This window comes from Mesobacillus maritimus (assembly GCF_023715205.1).
Lineage (GTDB): Bacteria > Bacillota > Bacilli > Bacillales > Cytobacillaceae > Mesobacillus_B > Mesobacillus_B maritimus_C.
Window position 1 is genome coordinate 1 of record NZ_JAMBNR010000016.1, and the last position, 21,323, is coordinate 21,323.

Here is a 21,323-nt window from a genome sequence, read left to right on the forward strand (position 1 = left end):
AGATTTCCTTTTAGCATTAGCTAAGTAAGATCCCTGAAAGATGATCAGGTTGATAGGTCAGAGGTGGAAGCGCGGTGACGTGTGGAGCTGACTGATACTAATCGATCGAGGACTTAACCAAAAATAAAAAGCGGAAGAAGCCCGTTTAAACCGCTAGGATGTTGGAGCTCTCGAGAAGAAGTCGCTTTTTGATTTCGCAGGAGAGAGCGAAACAGCCGTACGGTTTGGCTTCTGGAGCTAGATTGCGAAAAGCGAAGGCGACTGTTCAACTTCGACAGACGTTGGAGAGCCGGCCATGCAAATCCCGGTTTTGGATTTGTTTGGACGGATCGAAAGGGCCGAGAAGTTAGGAGCCGTAGCTAGACAAATTGAAAGTTATTTTCGCTAACGCGAAAAAACTTAGATACTCAGTATTTACTTTTCTTCTTACAAACATTATCTAGTTTTGAGGGAACAAATATTTTTGCGATAGCAAAAGATCTCTCCTTAATTAAATAGTCTGGTGACGATGGCGAGAAGGTCACACCCGTTCCCATGCCGAACACGGAAGTTAAGCTTCTTAGCGCCGATGGTAGTTGGGGGTTTCCCCCTGTGAGAGTAGGACGTCGCCGGTCAACTAGAAAACAACCAACTATGGTTGTTTTTTTGTTTCTTCTTATAAATGCGAAACATTAAGAGACCATTCTACATTAAAATCGATTTGATAAAACAGCACACCCAATTAAATTGGGTGTGCTGTTTAACCATTTAACAAATCTTTTGAATCAGGCCAATTGAGTTGTTTTTTGGAGAATTCACTAATGAGCTAACCTCGTAAACTTCTAATAAGTTTTCCTCAATTGGTTTAAGCAAAGGTTTAAGTTCATTCATAGGTGTATTTGGGTCTAGCCAAATCTTTTCTGTTTCTGGTTCTAAAATAACTGGCATCCGATCATGAATATCTTGAACAAGTTGGTTTGCAGTAGTAGTAATAACTGTACATGTAAAGATGGCCTGGCCGGTAGGGGATAACCATTTTTCCCACAAACCAGCCATACCGAATAATTCGTTTGATTTAAGTTTGATTCTCATCGGTGTCTTATCTTTCCCATTCTGACGTTTCCATTCATAAAAGCTATCGGCTACAATCAGACAGCGTTTCTGTTGATAAGACTTGCGGAAGCTCGGTTTTTCCTCCAATGTTTCTGCTCTTGCATTTATCATCTTGTAACCTATTTTTTCGTCCTTTGCCCAAGGAGGGATTAATCCCCATCTGAGATAGCCCATTTTATTTATCTCCCCGTTATTAATTATTGCTAATACGGATTGAGAAGGTGAGATATTATACTGAGGTTGATATGGAACTTCTAATGCAAAAGATTCGATAACAAACCGGTCTATGACCTGTTCAAAAGTTGCAGTCAGTGTAAAGCGACCACACATATTTTTAACCCTCTTTCACTTTATAAAATTACCTAACATGGCTAATACTCTCTGTATTTTTTTGAAGAACAAATTGATTACGACCGGCGCCAAAACCAGCAATCGTAAATAGGACCGAAACAACTATAAGGAGAATAAGTGGAATCATCCAAGTTGAAAAGATATCAAATAAGTAACCCAAAATAAATGGCCCCATTGAAGCAAGGAAATAGCCGACTGATTGAGCCATTCCAGATAAATCGGCTGCTTGGTGTGAATCGGCAGCACGTAGAGTAATCAAAGTTAAAGCATGACTTATAGCTGCACCTAATGCAATGCCTATTAAAATAATACTAATCGTTAAAAATAGTGAGTTTCCACCAATGAAAAGCCCGGCAAGGCCTAGAAAACAAAAAAGGCCAATTCCAAGTGCAATCCCCTTTTGATGTGGCAGTCTGTCTGCTAAAACAGGAATTAGGAAATTGGCAGGTAAACCCGAAAATTGCATAAGTGTAACCATCCAGCCAGCTGTAGCAATGTCCATTCCTTGGCTATTCAAAATTTCTGGTAACCAAGCTGTTAAACTAAAGTATATCATAGACTGAAGTCCCATGAACAAGGTGACTTGCCAAGCGATTGGAGATGTCCATAATGAGGTCATTGAAGTTTTTGTTATGGCCAGAGCTGGTTTACTCTTTTTTACTTTAAGCTGTGGTAGCCAAATCAAAATGGCCGATAATAATAGAATAACCCAAATTGCAAGAGACATTTGCCAACGCGTTTGGAATGTTTCGGCCAAAGGGATACTAAACCCTGGAGCTAAACCAGCAAATACGGCCATTGAAAAAGTGTAACTACCAGTTAAAAGGCCAATTTTTCCTGGGAAGGACCGTTTAACCATGCCTGGTAGCAAGACATTACAAATAGCAATCCCAAAACCAATGAAAATGGTTCCTATGTATAATGGAGCTATAAATCCAGTTGATCGAATCAGAATTCCTGCACCTAATAAGCAGAGCCCAATGAAAATACTTCCTTCCGTTCCAAATTTATTAGCCATTCTTGGGGTAAATGGTGAAATAAGTGCAAAGGACAAGAGTGGGAGAGTAGTTAATAAACCTGCCAATCCATTTGAAATTCCCATATCTTCTCGAATAAAACTTACAAGTGGTCCTACAGCCGTGATTGCTGGTCTTAAGTTAAAGGCCACAAAGATAATTCCAAGGATTAAGAGCGTATTTTTTAGTTGTTTTGCTTCCATATCGATGTCGCCTCCGATATAAATGATCGTTAGATGATTCATACTATTCGAATTATTATAAGAAATATTTTCATTTTTGTATATGATAATGTTTCAAATATTTCCCTGTTTATTGTTTGTAATTTAGGGAAAAGAACAGAACCAAAGCAAAAACATTGGATATGCTTTAGCAGGAATTCTCAAACGTTCTGTCGTATTACTAAGAAATCCATAAATTTAAAGGAGGGAATAGATGATGACAAAAAATTACTGTAAACAATGCATGGGTTTTACAAAAGATAGACTAAGATGTGATCATTGTGGCAACGAGGAAATTGCCCAAATTGAGATTTTTAATCAAAAATAATTACATCATTTTTTAGTTTCTTGCTTCTTTTAGGATTTTCCCCATTTATTCTGTGTAAATTAAATGTCTTTTCACTTACTTTCCTCACATAGAAATCTAAGAAATTACCAATTTATGTAATCTTATTACGGTGAACTGGTTAAGGGAGAGGTATTTTAAAACTTATAGAATCGCGCGTCCACTGTCAAATATATTCATGAAAAGCTGTGATAGTTCATCCCGCATTAACTGACAGTAAGACCCAACTTCAAGACTTGAGGAGGACGCAAAAAGGATAAGTAGGGAATCAACTGAAAGTCAAAAGCCCGATAGGTGAATGATCAATTAGGCTATGCGTGACTAATATTCAGTGGGGGATAGAGAACCCCCACTGAATGAAGTTCCGCTTTATCTAGCTTTGTTACTAAGAAAAGAGGGAGTAAAAAACAGAACAATCATCGTAACGGGGTTTGAATCACAAATATTAAATATGGAAGTCAAAATGAGTGCATTTTGCATATAAAATTGACACTCATTTTTTATTGGTGTAAAGCCCAAGATGGAAATAACAACGCAGTAAAAATTGGCAGCACTTTCAGGTGTTGTAACAGTACGGAATCTGTTATTATCATCATTCTGGTTTTTTGGTCACATTATTTGATTCTATTAGATGCGTTCAGTTAAGGTGAAGATGAGGAGTGATTGCAATGAATGATATTATCCAATTATTAAACAACCATCGTTCAATCCGTGAGTATGACCCGGACAAACCTGTAACGGAAAAAGAGTCGCAAATGATTATTAAAACAGCAATGGCGGCTCCAAATTGGATTAATGGACAACAAGTGAGTGTTATTGAAGTACGTGATAAAGAAAGAAAGGCAAAATTAGCCAAAGCTGCTGGTGGGCAAAGCTGGATCGAAGTTGCCCCGGTGTTCTTTGTCTTTTGTATGGACTTTTATCGTGCCAAGCTAGCGGCAGAAAAGAACGGAAAAGATTTCCGAATTGCCGATCATATTGAAGCAGTGATTGTAGGAAGTACAGATGTTGGGATTGCAATAGCCAATGCTAGTGCAGCTGCGGAATCACTTGGCTTAGGAATCGTTCCGATCGGAGGAATCCGTAAAAATCCTGATACTGTTATTGAGGTTTTAGGATTACCAGATTATGTTTTCCCTATCACTGGTCTAGTTGTAGGCGTACCAAAGAATGTACCAGATAAAAAACCTCGACTTCCGCTTGATGCTGTTTACCACGAAGAAACTTATCAAGAGGAAAAGCAGTTAGAACTAATCAATCAGTATGATGAAGAGATTTCAAACTATATGGTAGAACGAACAAATGGCTTGGATCAATCAACCTGGTCTTCAAAAGTCGCTGAATTTTATGATCGTGGATTTAAAAACTATGAAGAGGCCGTACCACCAGCCTTGAAAAGGCAGGGATTCCGCTACAGGAAATAAATCTTATTATACATATAACGTAAAAAAAGAGGGAAGGAGCAGCTCCTTCCTATTTTAATAGCCTTTTTTAAAGTCCACGACATTTATAAATGGAATTTGATTGTTTAAATATCCTCTGAGGTTCGGTATAAAGATGTCCTCTATCACCCTTGTTGCATAATGTTCGGTTGAACCAGCTGTATGTGGGGTAATAATAACATTCTCCATTTCCCATAATGGGCTGTTTTCATTTAAAGGTTCTTTTTCGAAAACATCAAGGCCGGCAGCTGCTATTTTCTTATTTTCTAATGCTTCGATTAGAGCCGCTTCATCAACAATTTGGCCACGGCCTATATTGATGAAAATCGTGCTTGGTTTCATCTGTTGAAATTGACTCGTACCAAACATCTGCCGTGTGTTGTCTGTGAGTGGAAGTGTTACGACTACATAATCACACTGGGGGAGCACTTCATTCAGTTCGTTTGCTAAATACATAGCGTCTACATATGGCTCAGATTGTCCCGAATTTCGAACACCTAAAACAGTCATACCGAATGCCTTAGCGATCTTCGCGGTTTCTTTTCCTATTGCTCCTACGCCAATGATTCCTAATGTTTTCCCGTGTAATTCTAATTTAAGCCCAGAATGGTTCCAAGTTTTTGAAAGTTGGTTTCTGACATAAGTATGGATATTTCTAGTTAAGGATAACATCAACGCAAAAATTGTTTCAGAAATTGGATAAGCATGGACTCCATTTGCACTTGTTAAAACCACATGATTTGATTTTAACTTTGTTAGTGGCATACTGTTGACTCCAGCACTCCAAGATTGAAGCCATTTTAGTTTATGCTCATGGTCAAATAGAACACTCATTTCTTTTTTCCAGCCCACAATAATTTCTGCACTTTGGAGATGATGATTCCAACTCGAGGGTTCTCTGCCAATAATAACTTCCCAGTCAGGTACAACCTCCTTAACCGACTCAATAAGATTTTCATTAAGATTATGAGTTATGATTAATTTCCGTTGCGTCATTTTTTTCCTCCCTTTCTGTTTTTCCGTATAAATCAATAGAGCTAAGCAGAAGCAAAAGGAAGAAAAGCTTCATTAGGCGTTTCCATCCCTTGTGCTTCTAATGTTGTATAATATTTTTTCAATTTGCAAGTTTGATTTTGAAGATATAAAAGGAACTAAATCTCCAAAGGGTTTTCATACAAATTGAGTTTACAAGAGTTTTTCTATTAATTCAAAATTATTTTAATAAAGAAAGGAGGGATTTTTCTTTTTAAAAGGAAGAAATAATAGAAGTGGTTTTAGTAGCAATATTATTCAAATAACACATACCGTTGGGAGGGGGAGTTCAAATGTTATCTTTTGATGAGAAGAAGGAAATTTTTCGTTCATTTGATTTAGTCGAAAAAGAAATGAGCAATGGAAAATTAAGTTATCACTATCCAAAAAGTAAACAGCGAGGTCAGGTTTTAGCGACTCAATTGCATACAACTGGCAACGGCTATGTTATTGGAAAGTATATGTCCGAGGAGATCGTTATCGCAAATGATTTTCAAGTCGATTCAAGAGGATGGATTTCAATTAAAGAGTTCTCCAAAGAGGAATTAAAAAATCTCATATCACACGCGATGGATTCGATGTTAAATGTTGATGAGTCAGAGCAGCAAGAACCAAAAGAAGAGTCTCCAACTGTAGTTCAAGGTGAGCAAGAGGTGAGGAGATTAAATGTAGACAAGCAACAACAAGCGGTAGAAAATAAAGTAGCTTCCTCTGAATCTCAAAGTCGCTATACACCATGTTTCTTCTATTGGGTGGGAGTGACGAAATCCATCTTGCGCTTTCAAAGCACAATGTGGAATGAAGTTAGAAAAACATTTAACTCATAACTAAATGTTCTTGAGCTAATGAACCAGTAGGTTCATTAGCTCTTTTTCATTTTAAATCTATCTCTTTTTCAAACTATTAATAATAATAAATTTTTGCGCAAACGATTGCACGAGGAGAAAAATTATGTTATTTTTAATTCAGAGTAAAGAAGGTAGTTCTGTAAGCGATTTATTCGAAATCGAAAGTATCGTTTATCTGTTCTACTTTTTATGAACAATCATTTTTTAATAAATGGTTCCATACAAATCATTTTTATAGCCTGGGCGGTACTAACTTGTATTGAAGCAATAATAGAGAGTACTAGTAGGATGGGGGTTGAAGATTACAGAGGGGTTCAAAAAGAATCATTTTTAACGATAAGATGTAAACGTTTTGATTTTGAGACTGATAATATATTATAGGTCGTCTAAATAGTTATATTTGTGGTTTTTTGGCAAGCGATTACGAAATGATTTCTTTGAATTATTCGTGCAAACGTTTGCCTGAGATTAAGTAAAAGGGAGATAAAACAATGAAATTCATGTCATTTGATTTTTGGCAAAAGTTTGGTAAAGCGTTATTAGTCGTTGTTGCTGTTATGCCAGCTGCGGGGATTATGATCTCGCTCGGAAAATTAGTCGCTATGGTAGGTGGAGACATTGGTCTGGTTCACACCATTGCCGTCATTCTAGAGGAGATTGGTTGGGGAGTAATAGGGAATCTTCATATTCTATTTGCTGTAGCGATTGGGGGATCTTGGGCAAAAGAACGTGCGGGCGGTGCTTTTGCAGCTTTAATCGCGTTTATTTTAATTAACCGTATTACAGGAGCAATTTTTGGTGTGAACAGCGAGATGCTAGCAAATCCTGAAGCAACTGTAAACTCGCTATTGGGGAATGAATTAATTGTATCGGATTACTTCATTTCAGTTCTAGGAGCTCCTGCATTAAATATGGGGGTATTTGTTGGTATTATCTCTGGTTTCTTAGGGGCCAATTTATTTAACAAATATTATAACTTTAATAAACTACCTCAATCTCTTGCGTTCTTTAATGGAAAGCGTTTTGTTCCGTTTGTTGTTATTGGAGGATCTATTTTAACAGCCATTATCTTATCGCTTGTTTGGCCATATATTCAAGGAGCTTTAAATGACTTTGGCCGTTGGATTGCTTCCTCAAGGGATACAGCGCCTGTTGTTGCTCCATTTGTATTTGGATCTTTAGAACGTTTGTTATTACCTTTTGGTTTGCATCATATGTTAACGGTACCAATGAATTATACTGAATTAGGTGGAACTTATACCATTTTAACAGGAAGTAGTGCTGGTACAACCGTTGCTGGACAAGATCCTTTATGGTTAGCATGGATTGCAGATCTTAACAATTTGCTTGCGACTGGTGACACCGCTGGTTACCAGGCTCTATTAAACGACGTAACACCTGCACGTTTTAAAGTTGGACAAATGATTCTTTCAACAGCGGCTTTAATCGGGATTGCATTTGCAATGTATCGAAATGTAGACAAAGATAAGCGTACAAAATATAAATCTATGTTTTTATCAGCTGGATTAGCAGTGTTTTTAACAGGTGTAACAGAGCCAATCGAATTTATGTTTATGTTTGTTGCTCCAGTTCTTTATGGTGCATATGCAGTAATGACCGGACTAGCATTCGCGATTGTTGATATTGTGAATATCCGAATTCATTCATTCGGGTTTATCGAACTATTAACTCGTACACCAATGATCTTGAAGGCAGGCTTGTGGCTTGACTTAGTTTATTTTGTTGTAGCGTGTTTGTTATTCTTCGGATTAAACTTTGCGGTTGCAAACTTTATTATTAAAAAGTTTAAGTATGCAACACCAGGTCGGTTAGGGAACTATATTGAAGAAGATGCTACAGAAGCTTCAACAGGCTCTGATAAGGGTGTAAAACAGCAAGACGATTCTCTAGCAAACACAATTATTGAATTACTTGGTGGCGAAGAAAACATTGAGGATGTTGACGCATGTATGACTCGTCTTCGTGTTACTGTTAAAGATATTGAAGCTGTAGCTACTGAGAAGGAATGGAAGCTAAATGGAGCATTAGGCTTAGTCTTAAAAGATAAAGGGGTACAAGCTATTTATGGCCCCAAAGCGGATGTCTTAAAATCTGATATCCAGGATCGATTAGGGGCGTAAGTATGAAATTATTAACATTAAATTGTCATTCTTGGCTTGAAGAAAATCAGTTAAATAAAATAAGGATCTTAGCTGAGGCAATTAAAGAGCAATCCTATGATGTGATTGCTCTTCAAGAAGTAAGTCAAAAATTAAATCCGGAAAACATTGACGGAGAACTGAAGCATGATAATTTTGTTCTCTTCTTATTAGAAGAATTAAAACAAATCGGTGTAACTGGTTATGAATTTGTCTGGGAATGTGCACATATTGGCTTTGATATTTATGAAGAAGGGGTAGCTCTTCTAACAAAACATCCCGTCGAAAAAACTTATTCTTTCTTTGTGACGAAATCTAGTGATATCACGAATTGGAAAGCGAGAAGAATTGTCGGTGCTAAAATTCGTTATCAGGGGAAACTTGTCCGATTTTATAGCTGTCATCTCGGGTGGTGGCATGATGAACAAGAATCATATGAGCATCAAGTAGACTCTCTATTCAGTAAAATAAACGAGGAATCTCCCTTCTTCCTAATGGGAGATTTTAATAATGATGCGAACACAAGACATGAAGGGTATGACTACCTTCTAAGCAAAGGTGTTTTCGATGCTTACCATTTAGCGAATACAAAAGACCATGGTGCGACCGTGGTGGGGGAAATTAAAGGATGGGATGATAATAAAGAAGACCTCAGAATCGATTTAATCCTTACTAGCACGGATGTTGAGGTGAAAAGCAGTAAAGTCATTTTTAATGGAAAACATAAACCAGTGATTTCTGATCATTACGGCATAGAGGTCGAAGTAAATCTCTAGGATAAAAAGGTATAGCCACAGCTATACCTTTTTGCGATTTCGCTTTACTTTTTCATGGGAAATTCAACGAAATCAACTAATCTGGGAAAATCGATAAAAGGGTTTCGGTTTCCTTGAATAAGAAAAATGGCTTGATTTCGATGTTTTTCGTAAAGAGTAATTGGAAATTGACGATGCCAGTTTACCAGCAAAGGAATGTCAATCAGTTCTAAAAAAGACTTTTTGATTGCATGTGGGTACCGAAGTAAGAAATAGAGCATAGCCCGTGCACATTTCCCTTTACCGTGTTCTGGTTCAAACTTGGCATTAACTGTGATTCCACAATGGTTTTGGATGGGCTCATTTGCCAATTCTGGAGTATAGAATGCGAAATCAGTATAAGGAAAATTGGATCTTGATATATTGCACTCAGGCTGACAGGTAAACAGATGATGTAAATCACCCTTCATTGGTTCAAGACCATTAAACCAGGATTGTGGTACGATGTGCTCGGTATTATACTTATACTTCCATTCTATCGTTTTGATTTTTTTTAAGGGCAGATAATCATCGTGACCTAACTCTTGTAGAGTTTTTATAAATTCTTTGTATCTAAGCTCAATGATTTCATGATCTTCTTCAATTAAAGAAGCGGGGTTTTTTTCTTCTCCTGAGTATATACTTTTCACGGATCCGTCTGGATATAAATCAACCCAAGTATATAAATACAAGTCTTTGCTAATAGAGTAGGGGACTTGATTTTTATGTGTATTTGCTAGTAATTTTGTGAGTGCTTGAGTATTAATGAATGGTTCATTACTATCTGATAAAATTGAGCTATAATATTGTTTTATCTGTTCTTGATTTGATATTTCACTAAAGTAGATTTCATCATTCGAAAGCATTCTCCGTTTATTTGAAGACAAAAAAGCTAATTGTTTCCGTAAGTCAACTTTTTCATTTGGATTTGTGTTAAGACGATTAGCTTTACTCTTTTTGCGTACTCTCTTTTGCTTCCTTCTTCGCATTCGTCTCAATCCGTTCTTTTCTGTTTGTTTCTATTATACAAAAAAGAGATTCACAGTATAATGGATTGATAAAGAAGATCAAAAAAAATGCTAGTGAATCATCCAAATTTAATTAGATAACATATTAGAAAAGTATTGGAGAAGAACTTTGAAAACAAGTAAGCCCTAAAAAATAGTTTCATTTTTCGTATATTCATTCTATTTAAATAATGATAAACTAGTAAAAAATAAAAATGTAGAAAGAGCGAGGACATATGATAAAAGCGATTTTTTTTGATTTAGATGATACGCTTCTTTGGGATCAAAAAAGTATCAAGGAAGCATTTGTAGCAACTTGTAAAATAGCTGAGGAACGCTACGGAATTCATACCGAACAATTGGAAGAGGCCGTCCGCGAATCCGCACGAGAATTATATGCATCCTATGAAACGTATACGTTCACACAAATGATTGGCATTAATCCATTTGAGGGATTATGGGGCAACTTTTTAGATGATCATGACCAATTTAGAAAAATGAAAGAGATCGTCCCTACCTATCGAAAAGATGCGTGGACCCAGGGATTAAAAAAGGTAGGAATCGAGGATCCAGAATTTGGGCGTGAATTGGCGGAAACCTTCCCAGTAAAGAGAAAAGAACTACCTTTTGTATATGAAGAAACATTTAAAGTACTTGAGAACCTGAAGAAAAATTACCGTCTTTTATTATTAACAAATGGTTCGCCAGATTTGCAACAAACGAAATTGACGATTACAGCAGAACTGGTTCCATTTTTTGATGAAATAGTAATTTCAGGGGATTTCGGTAAAGGAAAGCCAGATCCAGGTATCTTTCAACATGCATTATCTCTCATGCAATTGACAAAAGAGGAAGCCATTATGGTGGGTGACAATTTAATGACTGACATCCTTGGAGCAAATACAATCGGGATGAAATCTGTTTGGATTAATCGTAACGGTAATAAGCGAAATGAAGTGAACCCGACTTTTGAAATACAGCATTTAGAACAACTGTATCCATTACTTGATAAATTACAAGATTCCTAGCATTTTAAATTAAACTCTTATTTTTCTTTTGCTTCATTTTTTAAAATCAGAAAAAGGCATCATGCTATTGCGGGATGCCTTTTTCTTATGCTCAAGACGTTTGTACCTTGCAATTGTGAGTTTTCTTCTTATTGTGGGTTCTTTTTTTCGTAACGCATCTGACTAGCTTCTTTTTCTCCTTTTTGCTTGTTTCTTTTCCCTTTCAAGTTCACATTAGGATAATTTACTTGTTTATCGCTCATTCTGTTCACCTCCATTTAGTAGTTTTTTCTAAAGGGGCGAGAATATGTTATTTAATTTGCAGGGATAAATACCTACAACTTTTGTTTCAAGAGTCATTTTTTTCACTTCCATAAAATATGTTAGATATCATTACAAAAATAAGGCAAACCTTATTTGGTTGATATATTCTTAGTGCATTAAAAAGGCAAGAACTTAGGTAAAAACCTATGTATGGATCAAAAAGAGGAATGTCAGATTATCTAAATATTTATTTTCTGAATATTCAATTATTAGGAAGGGATACCTAGTTGATTGCAGAAATTAATATATTGGAATGGTTTATACTAGCTTTTTAGTAACTACTTTAACAAATGAATGGTCCATATCCAGGATTGGAGGGATGTTTTTTATGAATTAATAAATGGTTCGTATTGAAGAAACGCTTGAAAATGACTCCTCCTATTTCAACTTGCTCTTTCACAAACCTTGAAGGTGAGATAGAGGATATGGGCTTATCATCATTAGAATATATCCAATACTTATGAGAAATGTGTTAGCAAAGTTATTTCTAATTTAAAGCTGTTTTCGTAAAGATTGTTGTTAAAATCCTACAGCCGATTTTAATGCAATTGTAGCTTTTTCTTATGTTTGAATTAAGTTTTCAAGCTCTTTTCTCATAAGTGAAGCGGTTTTAATATAAAACTTAGCTCATACAGCAGTATTTTTTGCTCTAGACAACAAAGTTTGAGAAAAGAGCCTAATTTAAATAGCAAACGTTACAAACATGCCTGCTTTAAAATTAAAACCTACTGGCGATGTCTGGTTATTATTTATGCAATATTCAAAATATATTTAAAGGGTGGTTATGATGAAAAAAAATAGTAATTATTTGAAATCACCAGATTTATTCCCAATTACTCATGGAAAGCGTAATATTAGTCCATTCGGTTTCGCAGTCATTTGGGTTGGTATGGCGATTGTTCTAGCCGCATTTGCCATTGGTGGTGGAGGGATTATTAATCTTCCTCTAGGGATGGTCATTCTAGCAACCATTATTGGGTCTGTTGCTATTGGTATATTTATGGTTGTCATTGGTGATATTGGGGTCGAACATGGTTTATCCTTTCCAGTTTATATGAGGGCTCCGTTTGGTACGATTGGTACCCATATTCCATCGGTTGTCCGTGCGGTGACAGCTTCTTGTTGGTTTGGAATCAATACCTATTTTGGTTCTGCAGCGATCAACGGAATCTTAAATTTATTATTCGGTTGGGATAATTGGTTTGTCTGTTTCCTGCTCTTTGCAGCCGCTCAATTAATTAATACCTCACTAGGGATTAAATCAATTGAACGATTCGCTGATTTGGCTGCACCAATTATCATTATCATTTCTTGCTGGATGTATGTAACGTTGTCTGGGAATGCTGCCGACCAAGGGAAAGATATCTGGAATTGGGTGGAAAGCCCTGTGACCGGATTGTCCGCTTTCACCGCGTTCATGGTAGTAGTTATGGCCAATATGGGATTCTGGGCAACTTTAGCCGCTGACATGCCATCATTATCTAGATTTTTTAAAGCCCCCAAAAATGAACGTAATTGGTTTAAACGAAATAAGACTCAGCTAATTGGTAGTTTAGTTGTAATGCCTATTTTTAATACGTTTATGGTTACGATTGGTGCTGTATCTTATATTGCTGTATCAAATGCAGATCCTGTGTTTGCTTTACAAGAAGCAGCAAGCGGCTTTATCCTAGGGATTTTATTGTTAATGATTGTTCTAGCTCAATGGTCTACGAATACATCGGCAAACGTTGTTCCAGCTGCTACAATTTTTTCAAATGTCGGTGGCCCAAAAATTCCGTTCTGGGTTGGGGTAGTCGTAGCGGGGATAATTGGGACACTTGCACAGCCATGGAGCTTATTTGATGTATTAAACTCTGCCTTGCTAATAATTGGAGGGATTTTATCATCCGTTGTTGGTATTTTATTTGCTGATTATTACTTGTTGAGAAAGCGACGAGTAAATGTGCATGAATTATATGAAACAAGTGGGCAGTATCGATATTTGAACGGCTTTAATATGGCAGGAATGATTGCTTGGATTATTGGAGGGATTATTGCCAACCTATTACCGGCCTATTCCTCAATTGTTGGCTTTGTAGTTGGCGCCGTTCTATATTATGTGTTAGCAAAGTTTTGGTGGTTTAAGAAATATTCTCAAGCAGAAATTGAAGATCCTAGTGATGATAAGTATTTAGGAATTACAGTTGGTCGTGATTGGACGATCTCCACCGAAGAAAAAGTGATTGTTACATCAGCATCTGAAACGGTTAATGAGCATTTGTAAAAATTCTTGATGCAATATAATGAAAATGTCTGCTTAAACGGTTCTATCGTTAAAATGTGCAAAATAAGAATGGTAGAAAGGGACTGGTGACCATTATTAACGGGTACAGTCCTTTTCGCATATTACTGTTTGTTTTTGTATAGGGAGAATTATTGAAGGAGGGAGTAGTTTGAGGGAAGAAAAGGATCTGCTGTCAACGGATAAAGATTATTTATGGCATGCGATGAAACCATATAGTCCATCAGCCACGATGATAGCGGAAGAAGCTAAAGGTTCTTGGGTAACTGATCATAAAGGAAAGCGTTACCTAGATGCTATGGCCGGTCTCTGGTGTGTGAACATTGGATATGGAAGAACGGAGCTAGCTGAAGCCGCTTATGAACAATTGAAGAAAATGGCTTATTTTCCGCTTACTCAGAGTCATAAGCCAGCAATCCAATTAGCAGAGAAGATTAATGAGTGGCTCGGCGGCGATTATGTGATTTTCTTCTCCAATAGTGGGTCCGAGGCAAATGAAACAGCTTTTAAAATTGTGAGGCAGTATCATCAACAAAATGGAGATGTAAATCGACATAAATTCATTTCGAGATATCGTGGATACCACGGTAATTCGTATGGAGCACTAGCCGCCACCGGCCAAGCCCAGAGAAAATACCGCTACGAACCTTTGGCACCGGGGTTTATTCATGTTCCACCACCTGATTTGTACCGTTCCTCGGACAAAGCTAATGACAAAGCAGAAGAACTAGAGTCCGTTAAGCATTTGGACAATGTTATGACTTGGGAATTAAGTGAAACAGTTGCCGGTGTGATTATGGAACCTATTATTACAGGCGGCGGAGTCATAATGCCTCCTGAAGAATATATGATTGGCGCAAAAAAGGTATGTGAAAGGCATGGAGCTTTATTAATAGTTGATGAAGTAATATGTGGATTTGGGAGGACTGGAGAGGCATTTGGTTTTATGAATTATGGGGTAAAGCCTGATGTGATTACAATGGCGAAGGGTATTACTAGTGGGTATTTACCATTGTCAGCAACTGCCGTAAAAAAAGAGATTTATGATGCTTTTAAAGGGTCGGAGGAATATGATTATTTCCGCCATGTTAATACATTTGGTGGCAATCCTGCTGCATGTGCATTAGCATTGAAGAATCTCGAGATTATGGAAGAGGAGCAATTGTTTTCACGATCTAAATCTTCAGGGGAATATTTAAGACAAAAGTTAACAGAAGCTATAGAAAAGCACCAATTTGTAGGCGACATTCGGGGGAAAGGTTTGTTAGTTGGAATTGAACTTGTAAAAAATAAGCAGACAAAGGAACCGCTCGAAGTAACTCATTTAAATAAAGTGATTGCAAATTGCAAAGAAAAAGGACTCATTATTGGAAAAAATGGAGCAACGGTTGCTGGTCACAACAATGTTATTACAATTTCTCCACCATTATCGATTGGAAAAGAGGAGCTTGATTTCATTGTAAGCACGTTATCTAACGAGATAAACAAGTTGTAAAATGAAAACTGGATGGTGCTCCATCCAGTTTTTTTTAGAGCTTCTTCATTTAACTATTAAATATCTACAACAAAAGAGAAATGAGTATAAAGAATTAGTTCATCTTTACGTAAGAACATTCTTTAACATCCCAATTAAACAATCCCTCTTCTAGTTCAATCGTAGTACTGAATGGTGGCGTAATAGTATTTGTTGTTAATTCTTCACCCTGTGCTAAATATTCCTTTTTTAGAGGGATTAGATCGTCTTTTGTTGCAAGCCGGAAGACCATGCCAAGAGAAATTTCTTTCTCCGTGATATGGCGTGCTGCACAGATTTGTTCTCTAAACTTTTTATTATAGCTAATCATCTTTTCTAAATCTTCGATAAAGGCAACTCCAAATACATCTTTAATCGTATTTTCATATTTTACTTCCGATTCGGTAGCAATCATCGTAGCTCCAGACTCAGGGTTTTCCAACCAGTAAATTTTTTCAGCGCGAATCCCCATCAAAAACATCCTTTCATATAAAAAAATTTATTCAGTTATCTTGCCGACTGGCGTTTGTGAAGTTGTGGAATATGAGAGGTGGATGATAGACTATACTTATATCACATGAAAAGGCTTGATTGAGCTGGACTTATTTGCAAACACCAGTTTGTTTCCCTTATTGTTTAGCCTAGTAATGATATTACCCAAGTTGGGGCGATAGGTGCGATGATAAGTCATCGTCATTCTGATTCTCTAGTTGCCAACGTTCACGATGAAACAATTATTTCTATTATACCACATATTTATCCTTTAAAGTGTGAAAGGATAATTGTGGGATTATAATGACCTAGAAATGTTAAATAAGTAAATATATAAAGTAAGTGTAGGTAGGAAGAAATTGAAAATCATTTTTCCGTAGGAGGAAATCAAAATGATCATGGTAACAACGGAGACTGTTGGTGATAAAAAAATCAAAGAGGTAAAGGGTTTGGTAACTAGCAGTATCGTCCAATCTCGAAATATCGGGAAAGACATACTATCAGGTTTGAAATCGATTGTTGGCGGGGAGCTTAAAAGTTATACAGAAATGTTAGAGGACTCAAAAACAATGGTAAAGAGTCGTCTTATTAAAGAGGCAGAAGCATTAGGAGCAAATGCGATTGTCGGTCTAAGACTAGAATTAGCGGCTGGTCAAGGGACATCTGAGTTGGTTGGGTATGGAACAGCTGTTGTGATTGAATAAGATTAATCCTGAAGAAATAAAATAGAAGCACATTGGTTGCTTCTTTTTTATTTCTCGTTTTGAGAAAGGAGGTTGTTCAGTGTCAGAGATTGTAATTAAAAGAATCTATGAACCATTTGAAGAGCAAGATGGGTATCGAGTTTTAATAGATCGATTGTGGCCAAGGGGAATCTCCAAAGAGCAAGCACAACTAAACGAATGGGCAAAAGAAATCGCTCCAAGTCCCTCTTTAAGAAAGTGGTTTGGACATAAACCTGAACGGTTCATTGAGTTTAAAAATCAATATCTAATCGAGCTTTATGAAGATCATGTGAAGGTAAACAAAATGAAAGAGATTATTCAGAAATCCAACTTTCAAAAAGTTACACTGTTGTATGGTGCCAAGAATTCCAAATATAATCATGCAGTTGTATTACTAAATGAATTGCTTCTCCAGCAGTCAACTAATCATGAATAATGCTTTTTTCTTAAGCTCTGTTGCTTTTGAACAAATAATACGACTTAATTGAGCAATGTTATAAAAAATAGTCTTATAAGAAAAGTGCTTGCAACCTTTTTATTAGTCTAAATCTCACCATGAACAGCACCCTGGGTGTTTACTAGAAAACTAAAAAATGTGTGGTCACGTATTATTTCATGGGTATCTAGATGGCTAGAGACTTAGTATTTTCAAGGGTGTATTTAAAATATTTATTGAAATAATGTTCTAAATTTTCAATAAATATTATTGCATTCAAGCAATGAACATTGTATACTTTCATTAAGCCTAAACATCTAAAGAGTTAGCCCTCTTAAGATCTGTTACTAAGGCCCACTTGGAAGCTTATTTAAACTTATAGTATGGTTTTTTTGACTGTCTAGTCTGAACTACGTAAACAACCACAGACAAGAGCCGGTTGCATTTTCTGTGCAGCTGGCTTTTATTTTTAAAAGATTACTAGAGGAGGAATTAGCGTGTTAAATTTCAATTTAAGTGATGAGCAAGTAGCTGTTCAAAAAATGGTAAAGGAATTTGTCGATAACGAAATTAACCCGTATATCAGGGATTGGGATGAGAAAGGGCATTTTGAATCGTCCATACTGAGAAGGCTTGCTGACTTAGGTTTAATGGGTGTTTGTATTCCTGAACAATATGGTGGTAGCGGGATGGATTATAATACACTCGCAATCGTTTGTGAAGAGTTAGAGCGAGGCGATACGGCCTTTAGAACAGCTGTTTCTGTACATACTGGATTAAACAGTTTAACTCTTCTCCAATGGGGAACAGAGGAACAAAAACAAAAGTTTCTCGTGCCACAAGCAAAAGGTGAAAAAGTAGGAGCTTTTGGATTAACAGAACCTAATGCTGGATCAGATGTTGCTGCAATGCAGACTTCGGCAGTACTTGATGGCGACCACTACATACTGAACGGTCAGAAGACGTGGATATCACTTTGTGATGTAGCGGACCACTTTCTTGTTTTTGCTTACACAGACAAGAGCCAAAAACATCACGGAATTTCAGCCTTTATTGTTGAGCGGACCATGCCAGGTTTCTCATCAAAAGCCATCAAAGGAAAACTTGGAATTCGTGCCGGAAACACTGGTGAACTATTTTTTGACAATGTACGTGTGCCAAAAGAAAATCTGCTAGGGAAAGAAGGAGAAGGCTTCAAAATCGCGATGTCGGCACTTGATAACGGGCGGTTTACGGTTGCAGCTGGAGCTGTCGGACAAATTCGTGCCTGCATTGAAGAAAGCTTAAAGTATTGTCATGAAAGGAAAACTTTCGGAAAAGAAATTGGAAAACATCAATTAGTTCAGCAAATGTTAGCAAAAATGGAAGCTGGATATCAAATGTCGAGATTACTTGTATTCCGTGCAGGCTGCCTTAAAAATGAAGGAAAGCGTAATACCCGAGAAACATCTCTAGCAAAATGGCAAGCTTGTGATTTTGCAAATGAAGCGGCGAATGATGCCGTCCAAATACATGGTGCTTATGGTTTTTCAAATGAGTACCCAGTTGAACGATTCTTACGTAATTCGAAAGCCCCAGTTATATATGAAGGTACAAGAGAGATTCATACAGTTATGCAAGCTGAATATTTACTTGGGTATCGCGAAGACAAGCAACTTAGCAATCCTCTTCCTGCATGGCCATTTGAACAAAAAGAGACTATAAAGAACTAATTCTTCAGTTGCAAATTTATGTGCAGGAGTCTACCGATTCATTCACGAAATAATTGGCTGAGGTGAAAATAGATGGTAGAAACGATGTTTATTGCTGGTCATTCTCGACTTCCAGCAGGTATGGCGGCCAAAAACGTATATGAAACACTCACGATAACGGTAGAGTTAGAAAAAAAGTACGGGGTCATTCTCGAAGCGTCCTGCACACTTGCAACTGAACATGGTCGTGATTATATTGGTAGATTATTGCGAGGATCCAGTATTCTTCATGGAGTTGAGGAATTAATCGAAATCGTAAAGAAAAACTATTACGGAAAAGCTACAAATGCAATCATTGCTGCATTATCGGACTTACATTATCAATTTCAACAGATCAAATTGAAAAGTTAACGGTCTATCCTGTTATTCGAGGAAGCTAGGTTGCTAACCACTTTTTGTAGGGTGGTATCTTTTACCTAGCTTTCTATATAGGTAAGAAACAGGTAGCTCATTTATTAGCTATACGACTATATAAAAGTCTACTTTTATTCTGAAAAACAGCAAAGTTTGCGAGAAGAGCCTTATAAAGAGTGCACAACGTAATTACATAATTAGAATTTGTCTTACCTTAGTGAAGCAAAGGAATTAAGTAGTTTCATGGCCCAAAGATCACAGATTTTCCAAGGGGTGAAAGTATGGCGGCGGTTTTGACCGATAATCTTCCATTTTCAATGTTTATAACCTCATCAAATGGAACGATTCACTATAGTAATGAGTATCTTGTTCAAAATTTGCCGATTAAAGAACTTAACAGCAAACATATACATGAAGTGTTCTCGAACTGGCAAGAGTTGCGTGGAGGGAAAATTATTTACGCTAGTTGCCAAGGGACAAATTGTATATTTATGAAAGAAAAGCTCCCTCATTCAGAGGATTTTGTTTTTGTTGGTACATTTTCCTCGGAGTTGACCTCTCTTGTAGAGGAACTAGAGCAAGCTAGACGGGTAAATCGTGAACTTGATGCCATAATTGAGAATTCATATGATGGAATTTACATTACTGATCGAAATGGCGTTACTGTTAAAACAAATTCTGCGATTGAAAGAATTACCGGGATACCGAAAGAGTATTACCTAGGCAAAAATGTGAATGATTTAATGAAAAGGGGAATCCTTCAAAATTCGGTTACACACCGTGTTCTTGAGAAAAGAAGAGTGGTCTCACTCGTACAAGAAAACTATCTAGGTCGTGAAACATTGTTAACGGGGAACCCTGTTTTAAATGAGGAAGGGGATATTGAGGGAGTTGTAACAAATATTCGTGATTTGTCGGAGTTAAATGAGCTTCAGAGTGCACTACATAAGGCAAATGAGTTGAACAATACGTATAAAAAAGAAATTGAACGTCTGAAAGGTAAGGGCGCTCGACCAAAAGGTGTGATTATACGTAGCGATTCAATGAAAACGATCTATGATACAGCAGCTAGAGTTGCAAATGTGGACGCAACGGTTTTGATTCTTGGAGAGACTGGTACCGGGAAAGAAGTCCTTGCACGTTTTATTTATGAAAATAGTGAAAGAAGTCGGAAGGGGGATTTTATTAAAATAAATTGTGGCGCGATTCCTCCGGATTTATTGGAATCAGAATTATTCGGTTATGTGGGAGGAGCGTTTACAGGGGCGAATTCAAAAGGGAAACCAGGTATGTTTGAGTTGGCGAATGAGGGTGTTTTATTTTTAGATGAAGTGGGAGAGCTTCCGCTACATCTACAAGTGAAATTATTGAGAGTGATTCAGGAGAGAGAAGTCCAACGAATAGGGGGAATGAAACCCATTCGTTTAGATGTGCGATTAATTGCAGCGACAAATCGGAATCTGAAAGAAATGGTTTCAAAAGGCACATTTCGGGAAGATCTCTACTATCGGTTAAATGTTGTTCCCATCTCAATCCCACCTCTATCTGAGCGGAAAGATGATATCCTTCCATTGGTAAATTATTATTTTGACGTGATGAACACCAAATACCAAAAACAGAAGAAAGTTTCATCTGCCCTTAATGACTTCTTTTATCAATATAATTGGCCAGGAAATGTTCGGGAGTTGGCTAATTTAATTGAACGAATGGTCCTAGTTACGGAGGAAGACCTCTTAATGGTTGCACATTTACCTACCGAGTATCGGGAATCAAAGGAGGCAGCATTTCAAGTTAATGGACTGATGACATTGAAAGAAGCGGCTGAAATGGCCGAAGAACGAGTTCTTCAGTTAGCAGTTACTAAGTATTCGAATACATATCAAATAGCCGAGGCACTAGATTCAAGCCAACCAACCATCGTCAGGAAATTAAAAAAATACAATTTAAAACTAAAGGATGCTTGATTTATTATAAGTTAACCACTTTTTCGACTAAAGAAAGAGTGGTTTTTTCATTTTCATTTTATTTAATGGCTGTTTTCGTAACGATTGTTGTTAAAATCTTAAAGCCGATTTAACGCAGAATCAGGCATTTTGTGTGTTCGTACTTTGTTTGCTTGCGTTTTTCTC

At 37.0% G+C, this 21,323-nt stretch carries 17 protein-coding genes and 2 rRNA genes; 14 read left to right on the forward strand and 5 right to left on the reverse strand.

Annotated elements, in window-relative coordinates; translation table 11 throughout:
- Both M3182_RS20030 and rrf read left to right on the forward strand, forming a co-directional pair.
- Nucleotides 1–121 (forward strand): 23S ribosomal RNA (locus tag M3182_RS20030); the annotation flags it as partial.
- A gap of 377 nt (nt 122–498) precedes the next feature.
- Nucleotides 499–614 (forward strand): 5S ribosomal RNA (rrf, locus tag M3182_RS20035).
- A 133-nt stretch (nt 615–747) separates the two neighbouring features.
- Here the strand turns inward: rrf and M3182_RS20040 are convergent.
- Both M3182_RS20040 and M3182_RS20045 read right to left on the reverse strand, forming a co-directional pair.
- Nucleotides 748–1,422, reverse strand: coding sequence for an SOS response-associated peptidase (locus M3182_RS20040; RefSeq protein WP_251426595.1), 675 nt, complete (start codon nt 1,420–1,422; stop codon nt 748–750).
- Between the two features lie 28 nt (nt 1,423–1,450).
- A complete protein-coding gene (locus M3182_RS20045) occupies nt 1,451–2,662 on the reverse strand; it encodes a CynX/NimT family MFS transporter (protein WP_251559774.1) in 1,212 nt (403 codons plus the stop codon).
- A 1,032-nt stretch (nt 2,663–3,694) separates the two neighbouring features.
- Between M3182_RS20045 and M3182_RS20050 the strand changes: the two genes are divergently transcribed.
- On the forward strand, nt 3,695–4,450 hold the full coding sequence (locus M3182_RS20050; protein WP_251426599.1) for an NADPH-dependent oxidoreductase: 756 nt from the start codon (nt 3,695–3,697) through the stop codon (nt 4,448–4,450).
- A 54-nt stretch (nt 4,451–4,504) separates the two neighbouring features.
- Here the strand turns inward: M3182_RS20050 and M3182_RS20055 are convergent, their stop codons facing one another.
- A complete protein-coding gene (locus tag M3182_RS20055) occupies nt 4,505–5,464 on the reverse strand; it encodes a D-2-hydroxyacid dehydrogenase (protein WP_251426601.1) in 960 nt (319 codons plus the stop codon).
- A gap of 329 nt (nt 5,465–5,793) precedes the next feature.
- Here M3182_RS20055 and M3182_RS20060 point away from each other — a divergent pair, with 329 nt between their 5' ends.
- From M3182_RS20060 to M3182_RS20070, 3 genes are all read left to right on the forward strand, one after another.
- Nucleotides 5,794–6,327, forward strand: a complete 534-nt coding sequence (locus tag M3182_RS20060; protein ID WP_251426603.1) for a hypothetical protein — start codon at nt 5,794–5,796, stop codon at nt 6,325–6,327.
- A gap of 512 nt (nt 6,328–6,839) precedes the next feature.
- Nucleotides 6,840–8,489: a PTS transporter subunit IIBC gene (locus tag M3182_RS20065; RefSeq protein ID WP_251559776.1), complete on the forward strand. Its 1,650-nt coding sequence runs from the start codon at nt 6,840–6,842 to the stop codon at nt 8,487–8,489.
- Nucleotides 8,490–8,491: 2 nt separating this feature from the next.
- Complete coding sequence (locus M3182_RS20070; protein WP_251559778.1) at nt 8,492–9,283, forward strand: endonuclease/exonuclease/phosphatase family protein; 792 nt, start codon at nt 8,492–8,494, stop codon at nt 9,281–9,283.
- Between the two features lie 44 nt (nt 9,284–9,327).
- On the opposite strand, the gene M3182_RS20075 is transcribed toward M3182_RS20070, so the two are convergent.
- Complete coding sequence (locus M3182_RS20075; RefSeq protein ID WP_251559780.1) at nt 9,328–10,290, reverse strand: endonuclease I family protein; 963 nt, start codon at nt 10,288–10,290, stop codon at nt 9,328–9,330.
- 254 nt (nt 10,291–10,544) lie between these two features.
- Here M3182_RS20075 and M3182_RS20080 point away from each other — a divergent pair, with 254 nt between their 5' ends.
- From M3182_RS20080 to M3182_RS20090, 3 genes are all read left to right on the forward strand, one after another.
- Nucleotides 10,545–11,336, forward strand: a complete 792-nt coding sequence (locus M3182_RS20080; RefSeq protein WP_251559782.1) for an HAD family hydrolase — start codon at nt 10,545–10,547, stop codon at nt 11,334–11,336.
- A gap of 1,090 nt (nt 11,337–12,426) precedes the next feature.
- Nucleotides 12,427–13,905: an NCS1 family transporter gene (locus M3182_RS20085; RefSeq protein ID WP_251559784.1), complete on the forward strand. Its 1,479-nt coding sequence runs from the start codon at nt 12,427–12,429 to the stop codon at nt 13,903–13,905.
- Between the two features lie 169 nt (nt 13,906–14,074).
- Nucleotides 14,075–15,418, forward strand: a complete 1,344-nt coding sequence (locus M3182_RS20090; protein ID WP_285868937.1) for an aspartate aminotransferase family protein — start codon at nt 14,075–14,077, stop codon at nt 15,416–15,418.
- Nucleotides 15,419–15,512: 94 nt separating this feature from the next.
- On the opposite strand, the gene M3182_RS20095 is transcribed toward M3182_RS20090, so the two are convergent.
- On the reverse strand, nt 15,513–15,908 hold the full coding sequence (locus M3182_RS20095) for a hypothetical protein (RefSeq protein ID WP_251426616.1): 396 nt from the start codon (nt 15,906–15,908) through the stop codon (nt 15,513–15,515).
- Nucleotides 15,909–16,320: 412 nt separating this feature from the next.
- Here M3182_RS20095 and M3182_RS20100 point away from each other — a divergent pair, with 412 nt between their 5' ends.
- From M3182_RS20100 to M3182_RS20120, 5 genes are all read left to right on the forward strand, one after another.
- Complete coding sequence (locus M3182_RS20100; protein ID WP_251426618.1) at nt 16,321–16,632, forward strand: YbjQ family protein; 312 nt, start codon at nt 16,321–16,323, stop codon at nt 16,630–16,632.
- Nucleotides 16,633–16,711: 79 nt separating this feature from the next.
- Nucleotides 16,712–17,089 carry a DUF488 domain-containing protein gene (locus M3182_RS20105; protein WP_251426620.1) on the forward strand — a complete coding sequence of 126 codons (378 nt, stop codon included), beginning with the start codon at nt 16,712–16,714 and terminating at the stop codon, nt 17,087–17,089.
- 497 nt (nt 17,090–17,586) lie between these two features.
- Nucleotides 17,587–18,801, forward strand: a complete 1,215-nt coding sequence (locus tag M3182_RS20110) for an acyl-CoA dehydrogenase family protein (RefSeq protein WP_349775467.1) — start codon at nt 17,587–17,589, stop codon at nt 18,799–18,801.
- Nucleotides 18,802–18,873: 72 nt separating this feature from the next.
- Entirely contained in the window at nt 18,874–19,191 is a 318-nt protein-coding gene (locus M3182_RS20115; protein ID WP_251426623.1) for a DUF3870 domain-containing protein, read from the forward strand.
- Nucleotides 19,192–19,475: 284 nt separating this feature from the next.
- Nucleotides 19,476–21,158: a sigma-54 interaction domain-containing protein gene (locus tag M3182_RS20120; protein ID WP_251559786.1), complete on the forward strand. Its 1,683-nt coding sequence runs from the start codon at nt 19,476–19,478 to the stop codon at nt 21,156–21,158.
- Nucleotides 21,159–21,323: the final 165 nt, after the last annotated feature.

Bases quoted from the DNA above. Each gene is read 5' to 3' on its own strand.
- M3182_RS20040 (WP_251426595.1), bottom strand. From the start codon at position 1,422: ATGTGTGGTCGCTTTACACTGACTGCAACTTTTGAACAGGTCATAGAC.
- M3182_RS20045 (WP_251559774.1), bottom strand. From the start codon at position 2,662: ATGGAAGCAAAACAACTAAAAAATACGCTCTTAATCCTTGGAATTATC.
- M3182_RS20050 (WP_251426599.1), top strand. From the start codon at position 3,695: ATGAATGATATTATCCAATTATTAAACAACCATCGTTCAATCCGTGAG.
- M3182_RS20055 (WP_251426601.1), bottom strand. From the start codon at position 5,464: ATGACGCAACGGAAATTAATCATAACTCATAATCTTAATGAAAATCTT.
- M3182_RS20060 (WP_251426603.1), top strand. From the start codon at position 5,794: ATGTTATCTTTTGATGAGAAGAAGGAAATTTTTCGTTCATTTGATTTA.
- M3182_RS20065 (WP_251559776.1), top strand. From the start codon at position 6,840: ATGAAATTCATGTCATTTGATTTTTGGCAAAAGTTTGGTAAAGCGTTA.
- M3182_RS20070 (WP_251559778.1), top strand. From the start codon at position 8,492: ATGAAATTATTAACATTAAATTGTCATTCTTGGCTTGAAGAAAATCAG.
- M3182_RS20075 (WP_251559780.1), bottom strand. From the start codon at position 10,290: ATGCGAAGAAGGAAGCAAAAGAGAGTACGCAAAAAGAGTAAAGCTAAT.
- M3182_RS20080 (WP_251559782.1), top strand. From the start codon at position 10,545: ATGATAAAAGCGATTTTTTTTGATTTAGATGATACGCTTCTTTGGGAT.
- M3182_RS20085 (WP_251559784.1), top strand. From the start codon at position 12,427: ATGAAAAAAAATAGTAATTATTTGAAATCACCAGATTTATTCCCAATT.
- M3182_RS20095 (WP_251426616.1), bottom strand. From the start codon at position 15,908: ATGGGGATTCGCGCTGAAAAAATTTACTGGTTGGAAAACCCTGAGTCT.
- M3182_RS20100 (WP_251426618.1), top strand. From the start codon at position 16,321: ATGATCATGGTAACAACGGAGACTGTTGGTGATAAAAAAATCAAAGAG.
- M3182_RS20115 (WP_251426623.1), top strand. From the start codon at position 18,874: ATGGTAGAAACGATGTTTATTGCTGGTCATTCTCGACTTCCAGCAGGT.
- M3182_RS20120 (WP_251559786.1), top strand. From the start codon at position 19,476: ATGGCGGCGGTTTTGACCGATAATCTTCCATTTTCAATGTTTATAACC.